Below are 16,575 nucleotides of genomic sequence, written 5' to 3' on the forward strand. Positions count from 1 at the left end.
GGGTGCTTAAGAATATGGGGGGATTATGCCTAGACCGGATCGCGATGATCCTACTTATGACCAGCATCAAGAGCGGAGCACCTGGGGCCGTGGTGGTGGGAAGGATCACCAGCAGCCGACGTCTAGTGCACAATTAGCGGGGTACCGCTTTGTTCGGAAGCAACTGGAACAGGCGTTGGTTTTCGCGGATGCCAGGATGGTTCATGATGTTCCTGGTGGTCGTCGCCGAGCGTTGGCTGTTGGTGTTGTCCTGAGTGTTCTCGGTATCGCGGGAGCTGGGGTGATGGCCATGATTCGTCCTGATCCTGGGGTGGGAGACCACACGATTCTTATTTCGTCGGACACTGGCCAAATGTTTGTGCGGGTCAATGACACGCTTCATCCGGTGACGGATTTGGCGTCGGCACGGTTGGTCGCCGGTAAGCCGGAGGAGGCGCACCGAGTGTCTAGTAAGAATGTGGAGGCATTGTCGCGGGGTGAATTTATCGGTCTGCGAGGCCCATCGGATTTACCTCCGAAGGGTGATGCTACGTCGACGGAGGATTCGTGGGGAGTGTGCCATTCCCCGGATAGCCCCAGACAGCGGAAGGCATCGGCACGGTCACGCGGTGTCCCGACTATGGCGACGGTGGCTGATGGTGCAGCTCATGGTGGTTCGGGTGAGCGTGAGAGTAGTGCAGGGGCAGGGCACAACAGCCGTGGCACTCTCTCCGTTGCTGTAGCACGTGCCATGCCGCGGGAGGCTCGGTCTGCGGTTCTTCGTGCTGAGAGTGGGTTGTGGTTGGTGAGTCCGGACTCGTCGGAAGGTCATCCATTTCGGCGTTCGTTGTTAGCGAAGCGGGGGTCTACCCCGGAACCGGCGGTGGCTCGTGCTTTGGGTATGTCCTCATCGGTGATTCGTGATGTGCCGGATTCTTTTGTGGAGGCCATCCCGCGCGTTGATGATGTTCGCACAATTCGGGCATCCATGCCGGCTTCTGGTGATTCTGGTCTTCGAAAGCCGTTCAATACGGTTGGGACTGTTATCATTGCGCGGCAGGATGGGTCCTCGTATCAACGACACGCGACGGTGCCGGATCGTCGGGGGCCCTCTGATCGGCGAGCGTCGGAGACGGCGGGGGCGGCGAAGCATGACGATGATGCCGCTGATGCGGGTGATGTATATGTTGTTCGTGAGCATGGAATTGCCCCACTCGCTCCGGTGCACGCTCACCTGTTGTTGTCGAGGCCGGGTGTTGTTGTTGAACGTGTGAGTCCAGCGGATATGTCAGACATACCGACGGCGGATGAGCTGAATTGGGGAACGATCCCCGCGGAGCGTCCGCAGTGGGCACCGGCAGATGGGCAACTGTGCGCGGGGACGTTAGGCATGCGTCCGCATCAGCACCGTCCGGCCGAACCTGATGCCGCATCACGTGAGGCCGGTGGTGATGCCGATGTCCTCACATGGTCGGAGGCGCGGACGATTTCCAGGCATCCAGTCCCTGTGGTGGCAACGGGACAGGCGGTCGCTGTCGGTAAGAAGGATAAAGAGAAGCTTGGGCCGCGGACAGCTGATTTTTATGCAGGCCCAGGTCATGCGGTGGCGGTGGATACCGGTTCTGGATACGCCATTGTCAGTTCGGATGGTCGTCGTTTCGCTGTTGATTCGCAGAAGACGCTGGAGATTTTAGGGTTCCGCAGTCCGACGGCGGCGCCGTGGTCGGTGGTCCGCCATCTTGCCGAGGGGGAGGAACTTTCCCGTGATCGTGCGTCAAAGATCATCGTCGGCGGCGAGCGATCATGACGGTGATTCCGACGGCGCTGATAATCGTGACGGGGAGCGCCACGAGGATCAGGACAGTGCGGTGAGCTGGGCGGTTGGCGGTGTGGGTAGTGGGCACAGTGATGTCTGATGCTGTTTCTGCTGGTGGCTCGGCGGGCATCACGCCACCTGATTCTGCATGGCGGCGGGCCATTTCGACTGCTCGGGCTGGGTGAACCATTCCAGCGTGGGATCCAGCGCCCGGTGTTGCTGTCGCGGCGAGGATTTGACGCACATGCGATGGGCTTAGATGTGGATCGACTTCCAGCATCAAGGCCACTGTTCCGGCAACGAGTGGTGAGGAGAAACTTGTTCCGACAAAGGGGTGCGGGGTGGGATGGTCGTGTGCGGCTGGGTTTCGTCGTATTTCTTCAGGGTCTGTGGCAGCCATAATAGGGGATGATCCTGCCTGTGGTCCCATTGCGGGGCCTCCGGGGGCGGTGATATCACCGCCGGTGAGGGCATACTCAGCCCGTTGGTGGTGATCGCCACCAACGGCCCCGACAGAAATCACTGTGGGTTCGTGGGCAGGGTAGGCGTTCATGCCATCCCGGCATGGGCCGGTCGTGTTTCCCGCTGCTGCGACGATGCTAACGCCAGCGCGTTCAGCATGGTCAAGTGATCCACGAAGCTGTCCTATGCCTTCGGGTTCCATCTGTGGATCTGTGCAGGCAGCAACGGAAATGTTGATGACGCGGGCGTGGGCGTCGACCATTTTGTCAATGGCTTCGGCGACGCCCGTGAGTGTTCCAGTCGTGGATGAGGATTGTGGGTTACGGCGGTCAGGCCGGGCATGTGCACTCGTTTGGCGGATAGACACTAACCGTGCATCTGGTGCGACGCCGCGGGCTTGGCCATGACCAGCAATAATGGTGGCGACGATTGTTCCGTGGAGGTCGCAATCCTCGGTGCCGTCGGTGTCACCGAGAAGATCTCCCCCAGGAGCCAGTGTGGGTAAATCACCGTTTCGGTTCACTCCAGTATCAATGACGGCTACGGTGACTCCGCGGCCGGTGGCTAGACGTTGTGCGTCGCGTAATGAGGGTAGGGAGTCGCGGGGCGTGAGCATATCTGTGGCGGCATCGAGCCGGTCGAGGTCGGCTTCGTTTAAGCCACGAGCACACTGGGTGGGTGGTGGTTCGTCGGCGCAGGCGGAGGGAGAACCGAGGAGGGTGGATGATACTAAACCTGTAGTGGTGACGACGCCCACCAGTGTTCGACGAAGCCCCATGATCGTGCTCATCCGAGGCCTCGAATGATTGCGAAAATGCCGGCGACCCAGAGCGCTAGGGGTATTGCTGCGGCGGTGAGGACAGCTTCTGTGATCTCAATTGCTTTTTGGATGGTGGGATCTGTGACAGTCCAGCGCGGAATCATGGGTATAACCAGGGCTAATGTGAAGGTGGCGGTCCCCGCGACGGCGACAGCAGTGTGCATTCCGCCGACCGGATAATCCCCGAGGAACAGGGCTAATGAGGCGATGGTCAGGCATGATAATGAGGTGGCTCGGGCTAGTGCTTGGACCGAATAGCGGGCTTGAAGGCGACCACGGAGACCTTCAGCCGCTGCGATTGTCAGGATGAGTGATGCTGCCCCTGCTGATGGTGCAGACCATGCGAGACATACGGCGGCGAGGACCATGACCGCGGCGCATCCTGCGGACATGCCGGTATGAATGTCATGAGCGAGGCGTAGGCGTTCGGGGCGATCGGGCAGTGGTGTGTCGGCATCTTCGAGTTCACTGCCTGTGGAGGGGACGGGATCTGGATGGACCCCTGCTACTCGCAGCGCGACAATACCAGTCCACGAATGGATGAATAGTGCAAGGATTAGCCAGGCGCAGAAAATACCTGTCGATGTTGTGAAGGGAAAAAATGCCAGGCCGAGCGGGGCGATCGTGATCCCGGCGACGGTGAGGAGTGCGGTGGGGGTGACGGTGCCGCGCACGTGTGTGACGTGGCCGGGACGGTTCTGCGCAGATGGGGACGTGCTACCGAGGGCTCGGCGGTGAAGGTACAGGACTGTTCCGCAGACGAGTCCTGTGCATAGGGAGGCGAGCGATACTGAGATCCACGGTGATGACCAGCCGAGAGTTCCTAACGCCCAGGCAGCTGCCCACCACAGCGCTGTTGATTCGATGAGATACGAGCTGTGGAGAGGGCCAGGGCGTGCCGGGAATGATGGTGATTGCCGGGCTGCTCCAGGGTGGGGGTGGTGAGCGTTGTCGTGTGGAGCCAGAGGCGCGAAGGTGGATTGCTTGTGGTGAGAGTTGTTGTACGCAAGAAAGACGGCGATGGATGACGCGATGAGTGCGGCCATGACCAAGCACCACCATGGAATGAGTGATGGGTATGAAAAAAGGGAAAGGAAATAGTCGGGCTCGTCCACGGTGTGTGAGGTGGACGAGGAGCCACCGTCGGGTGTGATGGTATCCCAGACACCCCAACGTACGGAAAGTGCATTAATGACACTCGGTAAGAGGGAGAAGAATGAGAGGGAGACAATCGTTGCCGGAAGGAGAAAACGGTTGAGTATATGGCCGAAAAAACGATGGTCACGTGAGTGGGATAATGCTTCTGACGTTGTCACGTGTATGTCATGGCCGGGCCAGGGGCGTGTTGTCATTATCAGCGTATCGCCGGGTTGGATGCCATAATCCGACAGCGAGGCGTCATACCGGACGATGTGCCCGGAGCTGGTGATGAGTTGCCATGGTGTTGAGGGGGCAGCATCGTCGAGGATGTGCTGGTCTCGGAGAACGTCAATGAGATATCTAATAAGTTCTGTTGCGGGTTGTTGGGAGAGAACTGTGATATCGAGGTGGTGGGTATGGATGTGTTCCGTGATATTTCGGTAGGGGGAGTATTCATTCGGGTGGAGGGCTGACTCGGGGTAGTCGTTGTCTCCCGAGTCCGTTGGATCCCAGGTGTCGCGGTCATTGTGGTGACTGAATTCCCCCGTGGACGTCGAGTCATCGGGGAGTTCGAGAAGGATCCGTATTCGTACACGGCTGAGGTCTAATGTGTGGCCCGGTCGTGTGGTCAGTACTGAGGAACTTGAGTGGGAATGATCGATGTCTGTGTCAGAGGCACTGTTAGCCGTCGGAGACGACGTTTGTGGTGTCGACGGTGTGTTTTCTGTCGTGGTGTCAGTGTTGGTCGTGTGCCCATCGCGTGTGTGTGGGTAAGGCATAAATCCCCCATTTCCCCCAAATGCTATGCCAGATAATGATTGTCGAATATAATACCCACACTGCGCAGTAAGAAGGGGATCCGAGCTGTGTGCATATCGTTTTCAGCTGGTGATAGCTGATTGGATAGGCGGGTTACTTGATGAGGGGCTAGTAGGGGGATTTACGTGGATGATTCATCCTCACGTCCGGTCGTGGGTCATTCGTCCGAACATGGCGATGCTGGGGGTGCATCCTCCTCGTTGCAGGTCATGGTTCCCTACGCTGATCGATGGGTTCCGCCGCTGCCGGAGTGTCGGGGCATCCCTGTAGATCAACCGCCTGAGGCATCCCGTCCCCCACAGCAGCCGCTTTTCCGTCGTCTTCTGCCGTTGGTCATGGTGGTGGCGGTGTTGGGGATGGTGGTCATCATGGTGGTCTCTGGTAATGCCGCGAACCCTATGACATATCTTTTTCCTCTGATTATGGTTGCCTCAATGGTGGGGATGGTCACGGGAAGCCAGGGACAGTCCATTGAGGAGCGTCGCCGTGTGTATTTGCGGCATATTGATCGCTGCCGGCAGGAAGCTCGGGAAGGTGCGGAGCATCAGCGAAGTGTGATGGAGTTTGTGGATCCTGATCCTCATGCGTTGGTGGCATTTGTGGGCGGTGATCGCATGTGGGAGCGGAGTCGCAGTGATGATGATTTCGCTCACGTGCGCATTGGGCTTGCGTCGCAGCGGGCACGTACTCACGTGGAGATTGACGAAATTAACGCGGTTGAAGACATTGATCCGATCTGTGCGATGGCATTACGGCGTGCGCTTCGCGAATCGTTGGTGCTGTCAGATGTGCCGGTGTGTGTAGCTCTTGCTGATTTTCCGACTGTGTATATCGGTGGTTCTGATGGGCGCGATGTTGTCCGTTGTCTTTTTGCGCAATTGGTCACGTTACATGGGCCGGAGAGTGTTCGGATCATGGTGTGTGGTGATCCTCAAGCGTGGACGTGGCTGTCGTGGATTCCTCATTCTGGTGGGGAGGAGGCTATCCCTGATGCTGACGATATGGTGAAGGCTCTGGATGAGTATTGGTCGTTGGCAGGGTCGACAGATGAGCCTCATCCGGGTGTTCTCCTTGTCATCGATGGTCCTGCTCCCCTCTCAGTGGTGCAGCATCCTGCGGTGATCACGGTGGTTGTTGTGGGCGAACCTGTTGACGGTGTGTCGGAGGTTCAGAGTCAGCGTCGACGACACTCTATGGATCAGTGGGAGGCTTACGCTGCCGAGGACGGGATTGCTTTTCTTGTTAACCATGGAATGATTTCCGCGTTAACAACGTCAGGTCTGGATACATTTGCGCGGGCTGATGTGCTCTCTGAGCAGGAAATAGATGTTCTTACAAGGTCAATGGCACGCTATGCAAGACCTCAGGTGGAGTCGTCGTCGCAGGGCGCATTGGCTGTGGTGAATGACGTGGAGCTGGTGGTGGGGGCTGCGTCTCCCCACCATGTTTCTCCGTCGACTGCATGGACTGATAAGCGTGGGGCAGAGCGCCTTCGTATCCCATTGGGCATGACCAGTGAGGGTGACCCGTTCTATTTGGACTTGAAGGAGTCTGCGGAGGGTGGTTCGGGGCCACATGGTCTCTGCATTGGTGCGACCGGTTCGGGCAAGAGTGAATTGTTGCGAACGTTGGTGTTGTCTCTGGTGGCGTCGCATTCTCCTGAGCAACTGAATCTCGTGCTCGTTGACTTTAAAGGTGGTGCAACGTTCCTGGGGATGGAGCGACTTCCACATGTGGCAGCTGTGATCACAAACTTAGATGATGAGGCTGACCTTGTCGATCGTATGGAGGATGCTCTCCAAGGGGAGCTCACTCGGCGTCAGGAGTTCCTTCGTGCTCATGGAGCGTCATCGGCGGCGGAGTATGAGGAGATGCGTCGTCAGAGTGTGACTACCTTCGGTGATCGCGGAGCGGGGCGAGACGATGATGTTCCACCGATGCCCGCTCTGGTCATCATTATTGACGAGTTTTCGGAGTTGTTAAGTGCTCAGCCCCGATTTATCGATACGTTTGTTGCTATTGGACGTTTAGGGAGGTCGCTCGGGGTTCATCTTCTCTTAGCTACTCAGCGACTGGAGGATGGGAAACTTCGAGGACTTGATTCTCATTTGAGTTACCGGATTGGGCTTCGTACGTTTTCGGCGACGGAGTCACGGACGGTTCTTGGCGTCAACGATGCCTATACGTTACCCAAAGAACCTGGTTATGGACTTGCTCGTGTTGATGGTGATGGGATCACATCATTTCGTGCGACCTATGTGTCTCGGTGGTGGGATACACTCGACGCTTCTGATGCCACGGTGGGCGGTTCGGGCCGGTCGACAGTATTGCGCATTGCTGTTGACCGCTTGAGCACTGGTGGACCATGTACAGCCGAGGTGGACAGCTTCATTCCCGCGCGCAAAATTTGGCTATCACCGCTGCCCGATGTGTTGACCATGTCTGAATTGAATGACCGTACAGGCAGATTGGCTGATAACAGTACATATTCCAACGAAGGGCTCCAGATCGCGATCGGTCTGGTTGATGCTCCTCGGGATCAACGGCAGATTCCGTGGACGATTGATCTTCGTAGCTCTGCTGGGCATATTGGCATTGTTGGTAGTCCGCAGTCTGGCACGACAACAACAGCGAAGTCCATTGTGACGACCCTGGCGCTGTCTCGGACTGCTGCTCAGGCACAGTTCTATGTGTTGGACATGGGGGGATCGGGATTAGCCTATCTGCAACGGCTACCTCATACGGTTGCGGTGGTGCATCGTCATGAGCGTGATCGTATTGTTCGTCTGATCAATGAAGTGTCTGTGTGCGCCGATGATCGTCGCGCACAATGGCTTCGTCAGGGGTGGACCAGTGTCAATACTGCTCGGGAACACGGTATTAGTGACATCTTTGTGATTATCGACGGGTGGCACATTATTGCGTCGGACTTTCCTGATCTTGCCGATACGATTGGTCTTCTTGTTGCCGATGGTCTCTCGGTTGGAATCCATGTCGTCATTACGGCGAATAGGTGGGCTGCGATACGGCCCCAGGTACGGGATTTGTTGGGAACGAAAATTGAGCTGGCGTTGGGTGATTGCATCGAATCCTATGTTGATAAGGATATGTCTAAGCGTATTTCGGGGCGCCCTGGCCGGGCTGTGGTGAAATACAAGGGTGCGGCACTGTATGCTCAGGTTGTCCATTCGACCAGCCAAGATATCGCGGAAGTGACGAAGTTGGCGTTGCGCCGAGGGGACGACCATGTCCCCGAGTTGCGGATCCTTCCGGACGACTTCACTCGTGATGAACTTGATGGGGTTACGGCGCCGAGGATAGCTCTGGGGCGTGAGAGCGTTCGGCTGTCGACCTGGTCGTGGTCAGCTGAGAATAATCCAGCGATGCTCGTTATTGGTAAATCAGAAAGCGGGCGGACGACGACGCTGCGGTCGCTCATTGATGGAATCGCACATACATACCGGCCACGAGCGCGTTACGGTTCGGCTGCGAATCACAATAATTTCCCCGATGACACACCGGCTGCAGCGATTGTGCTCATTGATCCTCGGAGGTCATTACTCGGGGAGCTTCCCAGGGCGTACTCGGCAGGATACGCGTCGACACCGTCTGCGGCGGACAATCTGCTTACCCAGCTGACGAATACCTGTAAAGAGCGTTTGCCTCATGATTCCATCACGCCGCAGGAGCTGAAGGATAGGTCATGGTGGACAGGCCCAGAGATTTTTCTTCTTATTGACGACTATGATCTCCTCACATTATCCCCAGCCGTTGTAAGCGGGTTAGCGGCAGTGGTGCCGCATGCTCGTGATATCGGATTACATATTGTCCTTGCGCGACGAGCATCGGGAATGATGCGGGCTAGCCATGATCCTCTGATTGCAGGAATGCGCATTATTAACGCTGTGGTGACGCTGTTGTCTGCTGACAAAGACGATGGTCCGTTGTATGGGGTTGCGCTACAACCGAAAACTCCGGGACGAGCACATGTTGTTGTTGATGGGGAGATCCATGAAATTCAGGTTGCCCGCGCAACACCCCCCATTGAGGAAACTGGTGACGATAGTTCACAACCAGGCGACGGCGATATGGTTGCATCGAATAGCAGCCATGGTGGGCCCGAGCGGGTGGATAACGATGACCATGGTGCGAACGACGTAAACGGGGACGGTAGACAAGGGGGAGACCTCAATGACGGGGAGTAATAGACGCGCACGAGTAGCAAGTACAAGGGTGCTCACCAGTCGTTATAGTGCTCGGCGTCGTGGTCGGGTGAAGTCGAGTTCGGCTGTCCCAGACATTGCACCGATCGGCCGTAACAGCCGGACTGAGCAACGGATCATCCTATGCCCGTCATGGTGGGGTCCTCGTCGGCGTGATCGATGGGCAGAGGACTACGTTGATGATGATGCTCAGCAGCATAAGCATCCGGATACTGATCCCTCGTTTGCGCGTTCCTCGTTAACCGAGGATGCACCCACTGTTATTCCGATGTCAGATGCTCTGTGTCGTATCGAGCCTGCTCTGCGTCCTATTTCGTTCCTTCTTCACATTGCTGGGGACTTTGCTGGGCTCACTCCATTGACTGTCGGTGCTGATAAGGCCATGACTGATCTTGTTCCCCTGGGGGATGGCCAGTCTTTTATGGATCCATTGATCACCGTCGTGAGGGACGAAATCGACGCTGCAGTGGACACCGGGCGAGTACCCAGTTCCCGCGAGCGAGATATGATCGGTTCGGAGGGGGTCGAGGTGTTAGTTGTCACAACTAACACCTCTGCGACAGCGGCCTCTCGTGGTCCTGAACTTGTGAACTACGCATTAAAAAAACTGAATGAAGCATCGATTCCTGCGTTGCGTATTGGTGTCGAAGAAATAGAAATTTCGGCTCGCATGGCGGGCATGCTTAGCCGCAGTGCACAGGGCCGTGTGGACCAGAAGAAAAAACGCAACTCGGCACCACCGGAGGGTGCCCGCCAGGCTGCGTCTGTCTCTCATAGTCGGCGAGTGCAGCCGCATTCTCGATTGCGGCACGGCGTTGCGAAGGGGGCTTTGCGCAGAGGCGCAATGATGACTCGTGTGACGCGTCGGGACTATCGACCTGGAGGTTTTCTTCTTCGCCATCGCAATGCGCTGGCTGTCACCATGTGCACCCTTGTTCTCGTTACTACGGGCCTGATCGTCGCTGTGCGCAGTGGGGGGAGTCACGATAGCAGTAATCATGCAGGGGGGAGCGCGCGCTCCGCAGAGACCCCGGTCGCTGGTGGTAAGGATGTTACTGGGAGTCACGCAACATTGTCGGCCAAGAACCGTCGTGGGCGTCCTGGCCAATCCGGCGGCATTGTGGATAACGGAGTTGTTCGGGCAGCCTTGACGGCAGGGTGGGTACGCTCTGCTTCGTCAACGCCGGAGCGCCTGATTTTGGAAAATCCCGCTGATCGAGATGTGAGAATTTTGGTGTCCGGGCATCTCGTCGAACCCGACGTTAATGACGAACACTTGCGTGGGCACGTGGAATCGATGGTGTCGACACGGTCAGAATTTTCTAATTATGCCCCTCAATCTGCATGGCGACAGGGGGCTGTGAGCTATGAGGAGCGCCCCGAGGGTGGTTCCGTGGTGCAGTGGACAACGTTCCTCCAGGAAGGCAAGCAGGTGAGTGTCGGTTGTCAATGGAAGGGAGAACTGAACGCGAAACGGACGGCAGCATGTTCCGCTGCTGCTCGTAGTGCGGAGGTCATGCCATCGTGAGGAGCCGAGGTTCATCACATACTGCCATGTCACGACTGTCACGGGCGGTCGGAAAAAATTTTTTTAGATTATTGGGAACCAATCGGCGACTGATGAGTCTGTCCTAGTGCACCGTCACACAAACACCGGTCGTACCCTTCGGTGGTGCGGCATCACGGGGTGTTGTTGTGGGGTGGAACGATATTTCACTAGATTTCAACCTAAGGGGGAATAATGAGCGGTCTTTTTGCTACCGAACATGAACTCATGTCCACAACGGCAGGAAAAGTGGATGCCGTCAATGATCAAGTTCAAGGGGAGCTCCAGCGCCTTCAGGGCACCGTTGATGGTGTTGCAGGCGCGTGGAAAGGCAACGCCAATGTTGCCTTCGGTGAGCTTATGGCGCAGTGGAATGATGCAGCCTTGAGGTTGCGTGAAGCGCTGACCTCGATTTCAGACAACATTCGTGCGAACGCCACTGCGTTCTCCACCACTGAAGAAGAGAATGCGGCTGCGTTCACCAAGCTCGGTGGCTTGTCACTATAAGAGCGTGGTGTCGTACTCGTACGAATATCAGCAACCAACATTAAGAAAGAAGAAGGAACGATGAGCACTGATATGATTCATTACAGCTTCGGCGATATCGCTGCGGCAAGCGGCGATATCACTCAAACTTCAGGCCGCATTAATGGGCTCCTGGATGACCTCAAGAGCCAGCTAGCGCCGATGGTGTCTACCTGGACCGGTGAATCTGCTACCGCGTACCAAGCAGCGCAACAGCGGTGGGATACTGCTGCAGCAGACTTGAATCAGGTTCTTGCGACGATTGCGCGGGTGGTGGCAGAGAGTAATGATTCCATGAGTACTGTTAACCGTTCGGCGGCGGCATCATGGGGCTGATATAACCCCGTGTTTCCCGCCCCGTGTTATGCGGGGAGGGGCAGGGGTGGGTATGGAATGGTGGAAATCGGCGCGGTAATTATTCATGCGCACAGTTGAACTGCACGAAAACGGTAAATAAAATTCAAGTAATGAATATTCTGCGTTCAGTGCGTTCCCTTGTGTCACGCACAACGGTCCACCACGTGTCAGCGTCACGGGCGTACGCATCGATGTGTGCTCATAGGTGCCGTGTATTAGGCCGCACTGTCGTATCTGCAGGGGTATGCGCAGCCATGTCTAGCGTTATGCTCGCCGGATGCACATATAACTCTGAAAAGATGGGTTCTTCACATGAACCCACGGAGGTTATTACTGTCCACAAAGATGATGTCCTTGCCCAGTCCATCCCGGAATCGCTGAAGCGAAAAGGTGTCTTCACCGTGGGAACATCCGCTGATTTTGCCCCCCTGGAATTTGTCGGAAGCGACGGGAAAACCATCCAAGGCGCGGAAATTGACATCGCTCGTGCAGTTGGTCAGCTCTTTGGGCTTACGACCCAATTTATGAATGCCAGCTTTGATAGCCTCGTCGCGTCGGTGGGCACGAAATATGATGCTGGGTTTTCATCGTTCGATGTCAAGCCTGAACGGCTTGACCACACCAACATGGTGACCCTTTATACATCGGGGACGAAATACTCTGTCCTCAAAGATAATCCACGGGGCATTACACCGAATAACGTTTGTGGTCGTTCTGTGGCGGTTCTTACTGGTTCCGTGTACGAGGGGATGGCCAATGAGAAAAACAACGGGTGCAAGCGTGATGGGAGGAAAGGGTTGGTTATTCAGTCCTATAAAAACTCCGCGGATGCTGCCACTGCTGTTGCGGGTGGGAAAGCGGATTTCTGGTTCTCGGACTCGCCTGTGGTGGATTACGCTCAACGACAGTCGGAGGGGCGTGTGCAATCGATTGGAAAGGTTGTGGATTCCACTGCGAAGGCGGCCATTGTGGCCAAGCGTGACACTCAGCTCGCGGCAGCTATTCATGCTGCTATTCAGAAACTCATCGATGACGGTACGATGAAGAGAATTTTGACAAAGTGGGGTACTCAGGAGTCCTTGATTTCGGAGTCGATGCTGAACCCGCGGACTGGGGACGGTGCGTAAACTACTGCAGTCTTCGTCTGGCGTCTCGGTGTGGGGCCTGGTAGCTGTTGCCGTTGGTATTGGGTTGGATAACGGTGGTGGTGCAGGCCGTTGGCGTTTGAACTGGTGGTGGCCGTTCCTGTAGTGTTTTCTATTTGTGTGTCGACATGTCGACACCGTGCCGCGGGTCTCCACCGGCCGCCGCGGCAGCAGACTGGCAGGAGTCAGACTGTTCATGTTTTGTGGCTGGCAGTTCCAGACAGACTTTCAAGGAGTCATGTTGTCTACTTTCCACCCGAAGAGCGGTGACATTACCCGCAAGTGGTACGTCATCGACGCTGCTGAAGTGGTGCTTGGCCGTCTCGCCGTTGAGGCTGCTGACCTGCTGCGCGGCAAGCGTAAGCCAATTTTCGCACCGAATGTTGACTGTGGTGACAATGTCATCATCATCAATGCTGACAAGGTTCGCATTTCCTCGAACAAGCGTGAGCGTGAATTCCGTTACCGTCACTCCGGATACCCGGGTGGTTTGACCACCATGACCCTGGGTCGTTCGCTTGAACTACATCCGGAGCGTGTCATTGAAGAAGCTATCGCTGGGATGATGCCGCATAACAAACTGTCGCGCGCATCCATCAAGAAGCTTCACGTCTACGCTGGCAGCGAGCACCCTCATGCTGCCCAGAAGCCCGAGAACTACGAGATCAAGCAGGTGGCACAGTAGTGAGCGAGAACACCGAAAACCAGATTCAGGACGAAGCCCTTGAGGCTGACTTCATCGCTGCTCAGGCAGCGAGCGAAGAGTTCGTTTCCGCCATCGGCGATTTCGTCGCCACTGAGGTCGAAGAGGATGCTGTTGCTCAGCCTGAGCAGCGTGACTTCCCGATCCAGACTGTTGGTCGCCGTAAGCGCGCCGTGGTGCGTGTCGTGATGACTGCCGGTTCCGGCGAGTTCACCTGCAATGGTCGTGCTCTGGAAGAATACTTCCCGAACAAGCTGCACCAGCAGCTGATCAAAGCTCCCCTCGCTCTCATTGAGCGTGAGGGTCAGTTTGATATCAAGGCAAACCTTAAGGGAGGCGGCCCGTCTGGCCAGGCTGGTGCTTTCCGTTTGGCTATTGCCCGTGCACTGAACGCCTACAATCCGGCAGATCGCGGTGCCCTTAAGAAAGCTGGCTTCCTCACTCGTGATGCTCGTGAGGTTGAGCGTAAGAAGGCTGGTCTGCACAAGGCCCGTCGCGCACCGCAGTACTCCAAGCGTTAATCCCGCTACCGTACTGCTTGCGCATGACGCGCATAATCCCCTGCTCCGTCCCACCACTGTGGGGGAGCAGGGGATTATTGTGTTTCCCCCGAGAGTTTACCCTTCCCGAATCTCGGTGGTTCTCATGGTGCCCCGTCCACGTCAATACCCTGAGCCTACGATCGGGGGGCTAGTCGCCGCTGCTGACGGTGCAGTGGCTCGCCGGCTTCTTACCTTTTGGAAATGCGTGAACAAGGGCATCGGCAAATCGCCGCGATCGTTCTTTGGCGCCCACGCTATTGGGATGGATACCGTCCTCAATGTACCAGTTGTCCTGAACTTCATTGGCCCAATCATAAAGCCGCAGGTTCGAGTATTGTGTGCACATCTTCTTGAGAGCAGTGTCATATGCGCGCATGCCAGAATTGGCATACGCGGACTGGCCAGGGTTGACAGTTTTCACGGTTGGCCAGAGCACGTGCTTTTCGTTTTTCACGATATCCAGGATCATGCGGATGCGGTCTTCGGCTGGGGTTTGGTTGCTCACCGCGATGTTCGCAGCATCGTTTGTTCCCAGGGCGATCACCCAGCAGGCGTCCTTGTAATGGTGGTTTTTCATCGCGGTGACAGCCTCGCGCGCGTTAGGGTCGTCCTTGTAGTGTTCGATCACGGCTCGCGCCCCTTTGATGTCGAGGTAAACATCGGTGGCCCCCACGCGTTTGTATTGTGCACCAACGCGGTCACTAGGGTTCGGGAGGTAACTAGGCGAGTTCAAGGCAATCGAAGTGGAGTCGCCAACATGAATCACTGTTGAACAGTCGATACTGGCACTCGCATTCACCCCGTGTGCCCCACCACCCCGAGCCGTCGCCGAGGATCCTGCGGGCCCACCGCCGGCATTGTGCCCAGGGCCGTTCCCGTCGACTTTGATGGCACCATTGGTCCCATTGCCGCCAAGGGCCGCCATGGGATCGGGATCGTTCTTGGATGACGTAGCGCCGTCGAAGAGAGCTTTGGGCAGTCCGGCCGTGAGAACTGCGAGAAGAATGACAGTGGCTAGGCCGGTGAGGACCGGTGGAGCTTCACGGCGGTGAGTTTCTCCGCGGCCATTCCACCATTGGCGTGCGAGGGCAATGACACCGTGATGGCGGATTGGATTCTCGATCAACGTCCACGACAGGGCGGCGAGAGAGATGGAGATGACTGCGAGGACTGGTGCTGCGAACGCCAGGTGATTCTTGATGAATCCTTCCGGGGCGAAGGCAATGACGGGCATGTGCCACAGGTATATGCCGTAGGAACGCTCACCCAACCAGCGGAGCGGCGGGAGGCCGAGGAGTGTCGTCATCCAGGAGTGTTCGTCGGCAAGAGGAAGGAGGATGGCGGCGGTAGCCAGAGCTAAAACCGCGAAGCCACCCTGGTAGAGCCACATGGCGTTGTTGTGAGTCGTGACCATCATAGTGAGGACAATCACGAGACCAGCGATGCCGATGAGATCGATGAGGTGTCGGCCTACCGGGGTGGAGCGCCATGATCGCAGGGCATCCTGGCCGGGCGTTGATCCCGATGGTGCTGTCCCACCACCAGGTTTCCATATGAAGGCCAATGCTGCACCAATGAGAAGCCCTAACGCGCGGGTATCGGTTCCTTCATAGACGCGGGTATGATCGACGCCTGGCTCGACCAGGTAGGCCATCCACACGCCCGATATGATGGCGAGTACAAGACACGTGGCCGCCGCCCAGATAGGCGAGTGCGTGCCCCGGCGCCACAGGACCATCATTCCAGCAAACACGAACGGCCACACGAGGTAGAACTGTTCTTCGACGGCGAGAGACCACATGTGGCTGAGAGGTTGGGGGCCTGCGAACATGTCGAAGTATGAATTGCCAGCAGCAATTTCATACCAGTTGTTGTAATAGAACAGTGCAGAAAGCGCCTGCCAGCCACGTTGTGCCAGTTTTCCATGGTCAAGAAATGCTGTGAGTAGCATCACTGTCGCGAGAACCGTCATGACCGCGGGCAGCAACCTGCGGAATCGACGGAGCCAGAAGTCGCCGAATGCCAGCTGACCGTCGCGATCCCATTGTCGTACCAGGATTGATGTAATCAAATATCCCGAGAGCGTAAAAAACACACCGACGCCGAGTAACCCACCATCTGTGTGGGGAACGGACAGGTGATAGAGCACAACAGCGATGACGGCGATAGCGCGAAGACCGTCTAATCCAGGGAGATACGTGGATTTTCCGACAGGGCGAGGCATACAACTTCCTGGTGCGTCGACAAGTGAATGACAGTGAAAAACGGCGAGGTCGAAACCGTACGACAGTGCCGGTGAAACAGTGTATAACGTGGTTTTCTTCAGGGAAGAACGAGCATCGAACCGCCTGCTGCCGTGTGAACAATGGGGGGATAATCGGGTGAGAGGTGGGGTCCAGTCGTGGTGGAGTGCTGGATAGATGCTTGCGGTGCGGTGTTATGAGGGGTGTCCTATTAGACTGTCTGGGCAGTTGTGAGGTGAACCGGGCTGTGAGACG

The 16,575-nt window shown here is 56.7% G+C and carries 12 protein-coding genes; 9 read left to right on the forward strand and 3 right to left on the reverse strand.

Going from position 1 to position 16,575, the window contains the following annotated elements:
* Positions 1-25 precede the first annotated feature (25 nt).
* Positions 26-1,786 carry a type VII secretion protein EccB gene (eccB, locus tag V5S80_RS00140; protein ID WP_395168745.1) on the forward strand — a complete coding sequence of 587 codons (1,761 nt, stop codon included), beginning with the start codon at positions 26-28 and terminating at the stop codon, positions 1,784-1,786.
* Here the strand turns inward: eccB and V5S80_RS00145 are convergent.
* Together V5S80_RS00145 and V5S80_RS00150 are read right to left on the reverse strand one after the other, a co-directional pair.
* Positions 1,761-3,047, reverse strand: a complete 1,287-nt coding sequence (locus tag V5S80_RS00145) for a S8 family serine peptidase (protein ID WP_395168746.1) — start codon at positions 3,045-3,047, stop codon at positions 1,761-1,763. The genes eccB and V5S80_RS00145 overlap by 26 nt on opposite strands.
* Positions 3,044-4,996 (reverse strand): hypothetical protein, encoded by a 1,953-nt coding sequence (locus V5S80_RS00150; RefSeq protein WP_395168747.1) that lies wholly within the window; start codon positions 4,994-4,996, stop codon positions 3,044-3,046. The genes V5S80_RS00145 and V5S80_RS00150 overlap by 4 nt, the downstream gene beginning before the upstream one ends.
* 165 nt (positions 4,997-5,161) lie before the next feature.
* Between V5S80_RS00150 and eccCa the strand changes: the two genes are divergently transcribed.
* From eccCa to rpsI, 8 genes are all read left to right on the forward strand, one after another.
* Entirely contained in the window at positions 5,162-9,241 is a 4,080-nt protein-coding gene (gene eccCa, locus V5S80_RS00155) for a type VII secretion protein EccCa (RefSeq protein WP_395168748.1), read from the forward strand.
* A complete protein-coding gene (locus V5S80_RS00160; protein ID WP_395168749.1) occupies positions 9,228-10,787 on the forward strand; it encodes a type VII secretion-associated protein in 1,560 nt (519 codons plus the stop codon). Before eccCa ends, V5S80_RS00160 begins: the two co-directional genes overlap by 14 nt.
* A 213-nt stretch (positions 10,788-11,000) precedes the next feature.
* The gene (locus V5S80_RS00165; RefSeq protein WP_395168750.1) at positions 11,001-11,312 is read left to right on the forward strand and encodes a WXG100 family type VII secretion target; all 312 of its coding nucleotides are present in this window, start codon (positions 11,001-11,003) and stop codon (positions 11,310-11,312) included.
* 60 nt (positions 11,313-11,372) lie between these two features.
* Positions 11,373-11,666, forward strand: a complete 294-nt coding sequence (locus V5S80_RS00170) for a WXG100 family type VII secretion target (protein ID WP_395168751.1) — start codon at positions 11,373-11,375, stop codon at positions 11,664-11,666.
* Positions 11,667-11,797: 131 nt separating this feature from the next.
* Complete coding sequence (locus tag V5S80_RS00175; protein ID WP_395168752.1) at positions 11,798-12,814, forward strand: ABC transporter substrate-binding protein; 1,017 nt, start codon at positions 11,798-11,800, stop codon at positions 12,812-12,814.
* Entirely contained in the window at positions 12,807-12,938 is a 132-nt protein-coding gene (locus V5S80_RS00180) for a hypothetical protein (RefSeq protein WP_395168753.1), read from the forward strand. Before V5S80_RS00175 ends, V5S80_RS00180 begins: the two co-directional genes overlap by 8 nt.
* Positions 12,939-13,073: 135 nt before the next feature.
* Positions 13,074-13,517, forward strand: coding sequence for a 50S ribosomal protein L13 (rplM, locus tag V5S80_RS00185; RefSeq protein WP_395169385.1), 444 nt, complete (start codon positions 13,074-13,076; stop codon positions 13,515-13,517).
* Positions 13,517-14,056 carry a 30S ribosomal protein S9 gene (gene rpsI / locus V5S80_RS00190; protein WP_395168754.1) on the forward strand — a complete coding sequence of 180 codons (540 nt, stop codon included), beginning with the start codon at positions 13,517-13,519 and terminating at the stop codon, positions 14,054-14,056. Before rplM ends, rpsI begins: the two co-directional genes overlap by 1 nt.
* 169 nt (positions 14,057-14,225) lie before the next feature.
* Here the strand turns inward: rpsI and V5S80_RS00195 are convergent, their stop codons facing one another.
* The gene (locus V5S80_RS00195; RefSeq protein WP_395168755.1) at positions 14,226-16,301 is read right to left on the reverse strand and encodes an acyltransferase family protein; all 2,076 of its coding nucleotides are present in this window, start codon (positions 16,299-16,301) and stop codon (positions 14,226-14,228) included.
* Positions 16,302-16,575 lie beyond the last annotated feature (274 nt).

This window comes from Corynebacterium sp. PCR 32 (assembly GCF_037464985.1).
In the GTDB taxonomy this organism is placed as follows: domain Bacteria; phylum Actinomycetota; class Actinomycetes; order Mycobacteriales; family Mycobacteriaceae; genus Corynebacterium; species Corynebacterium kroppenstedtii_D.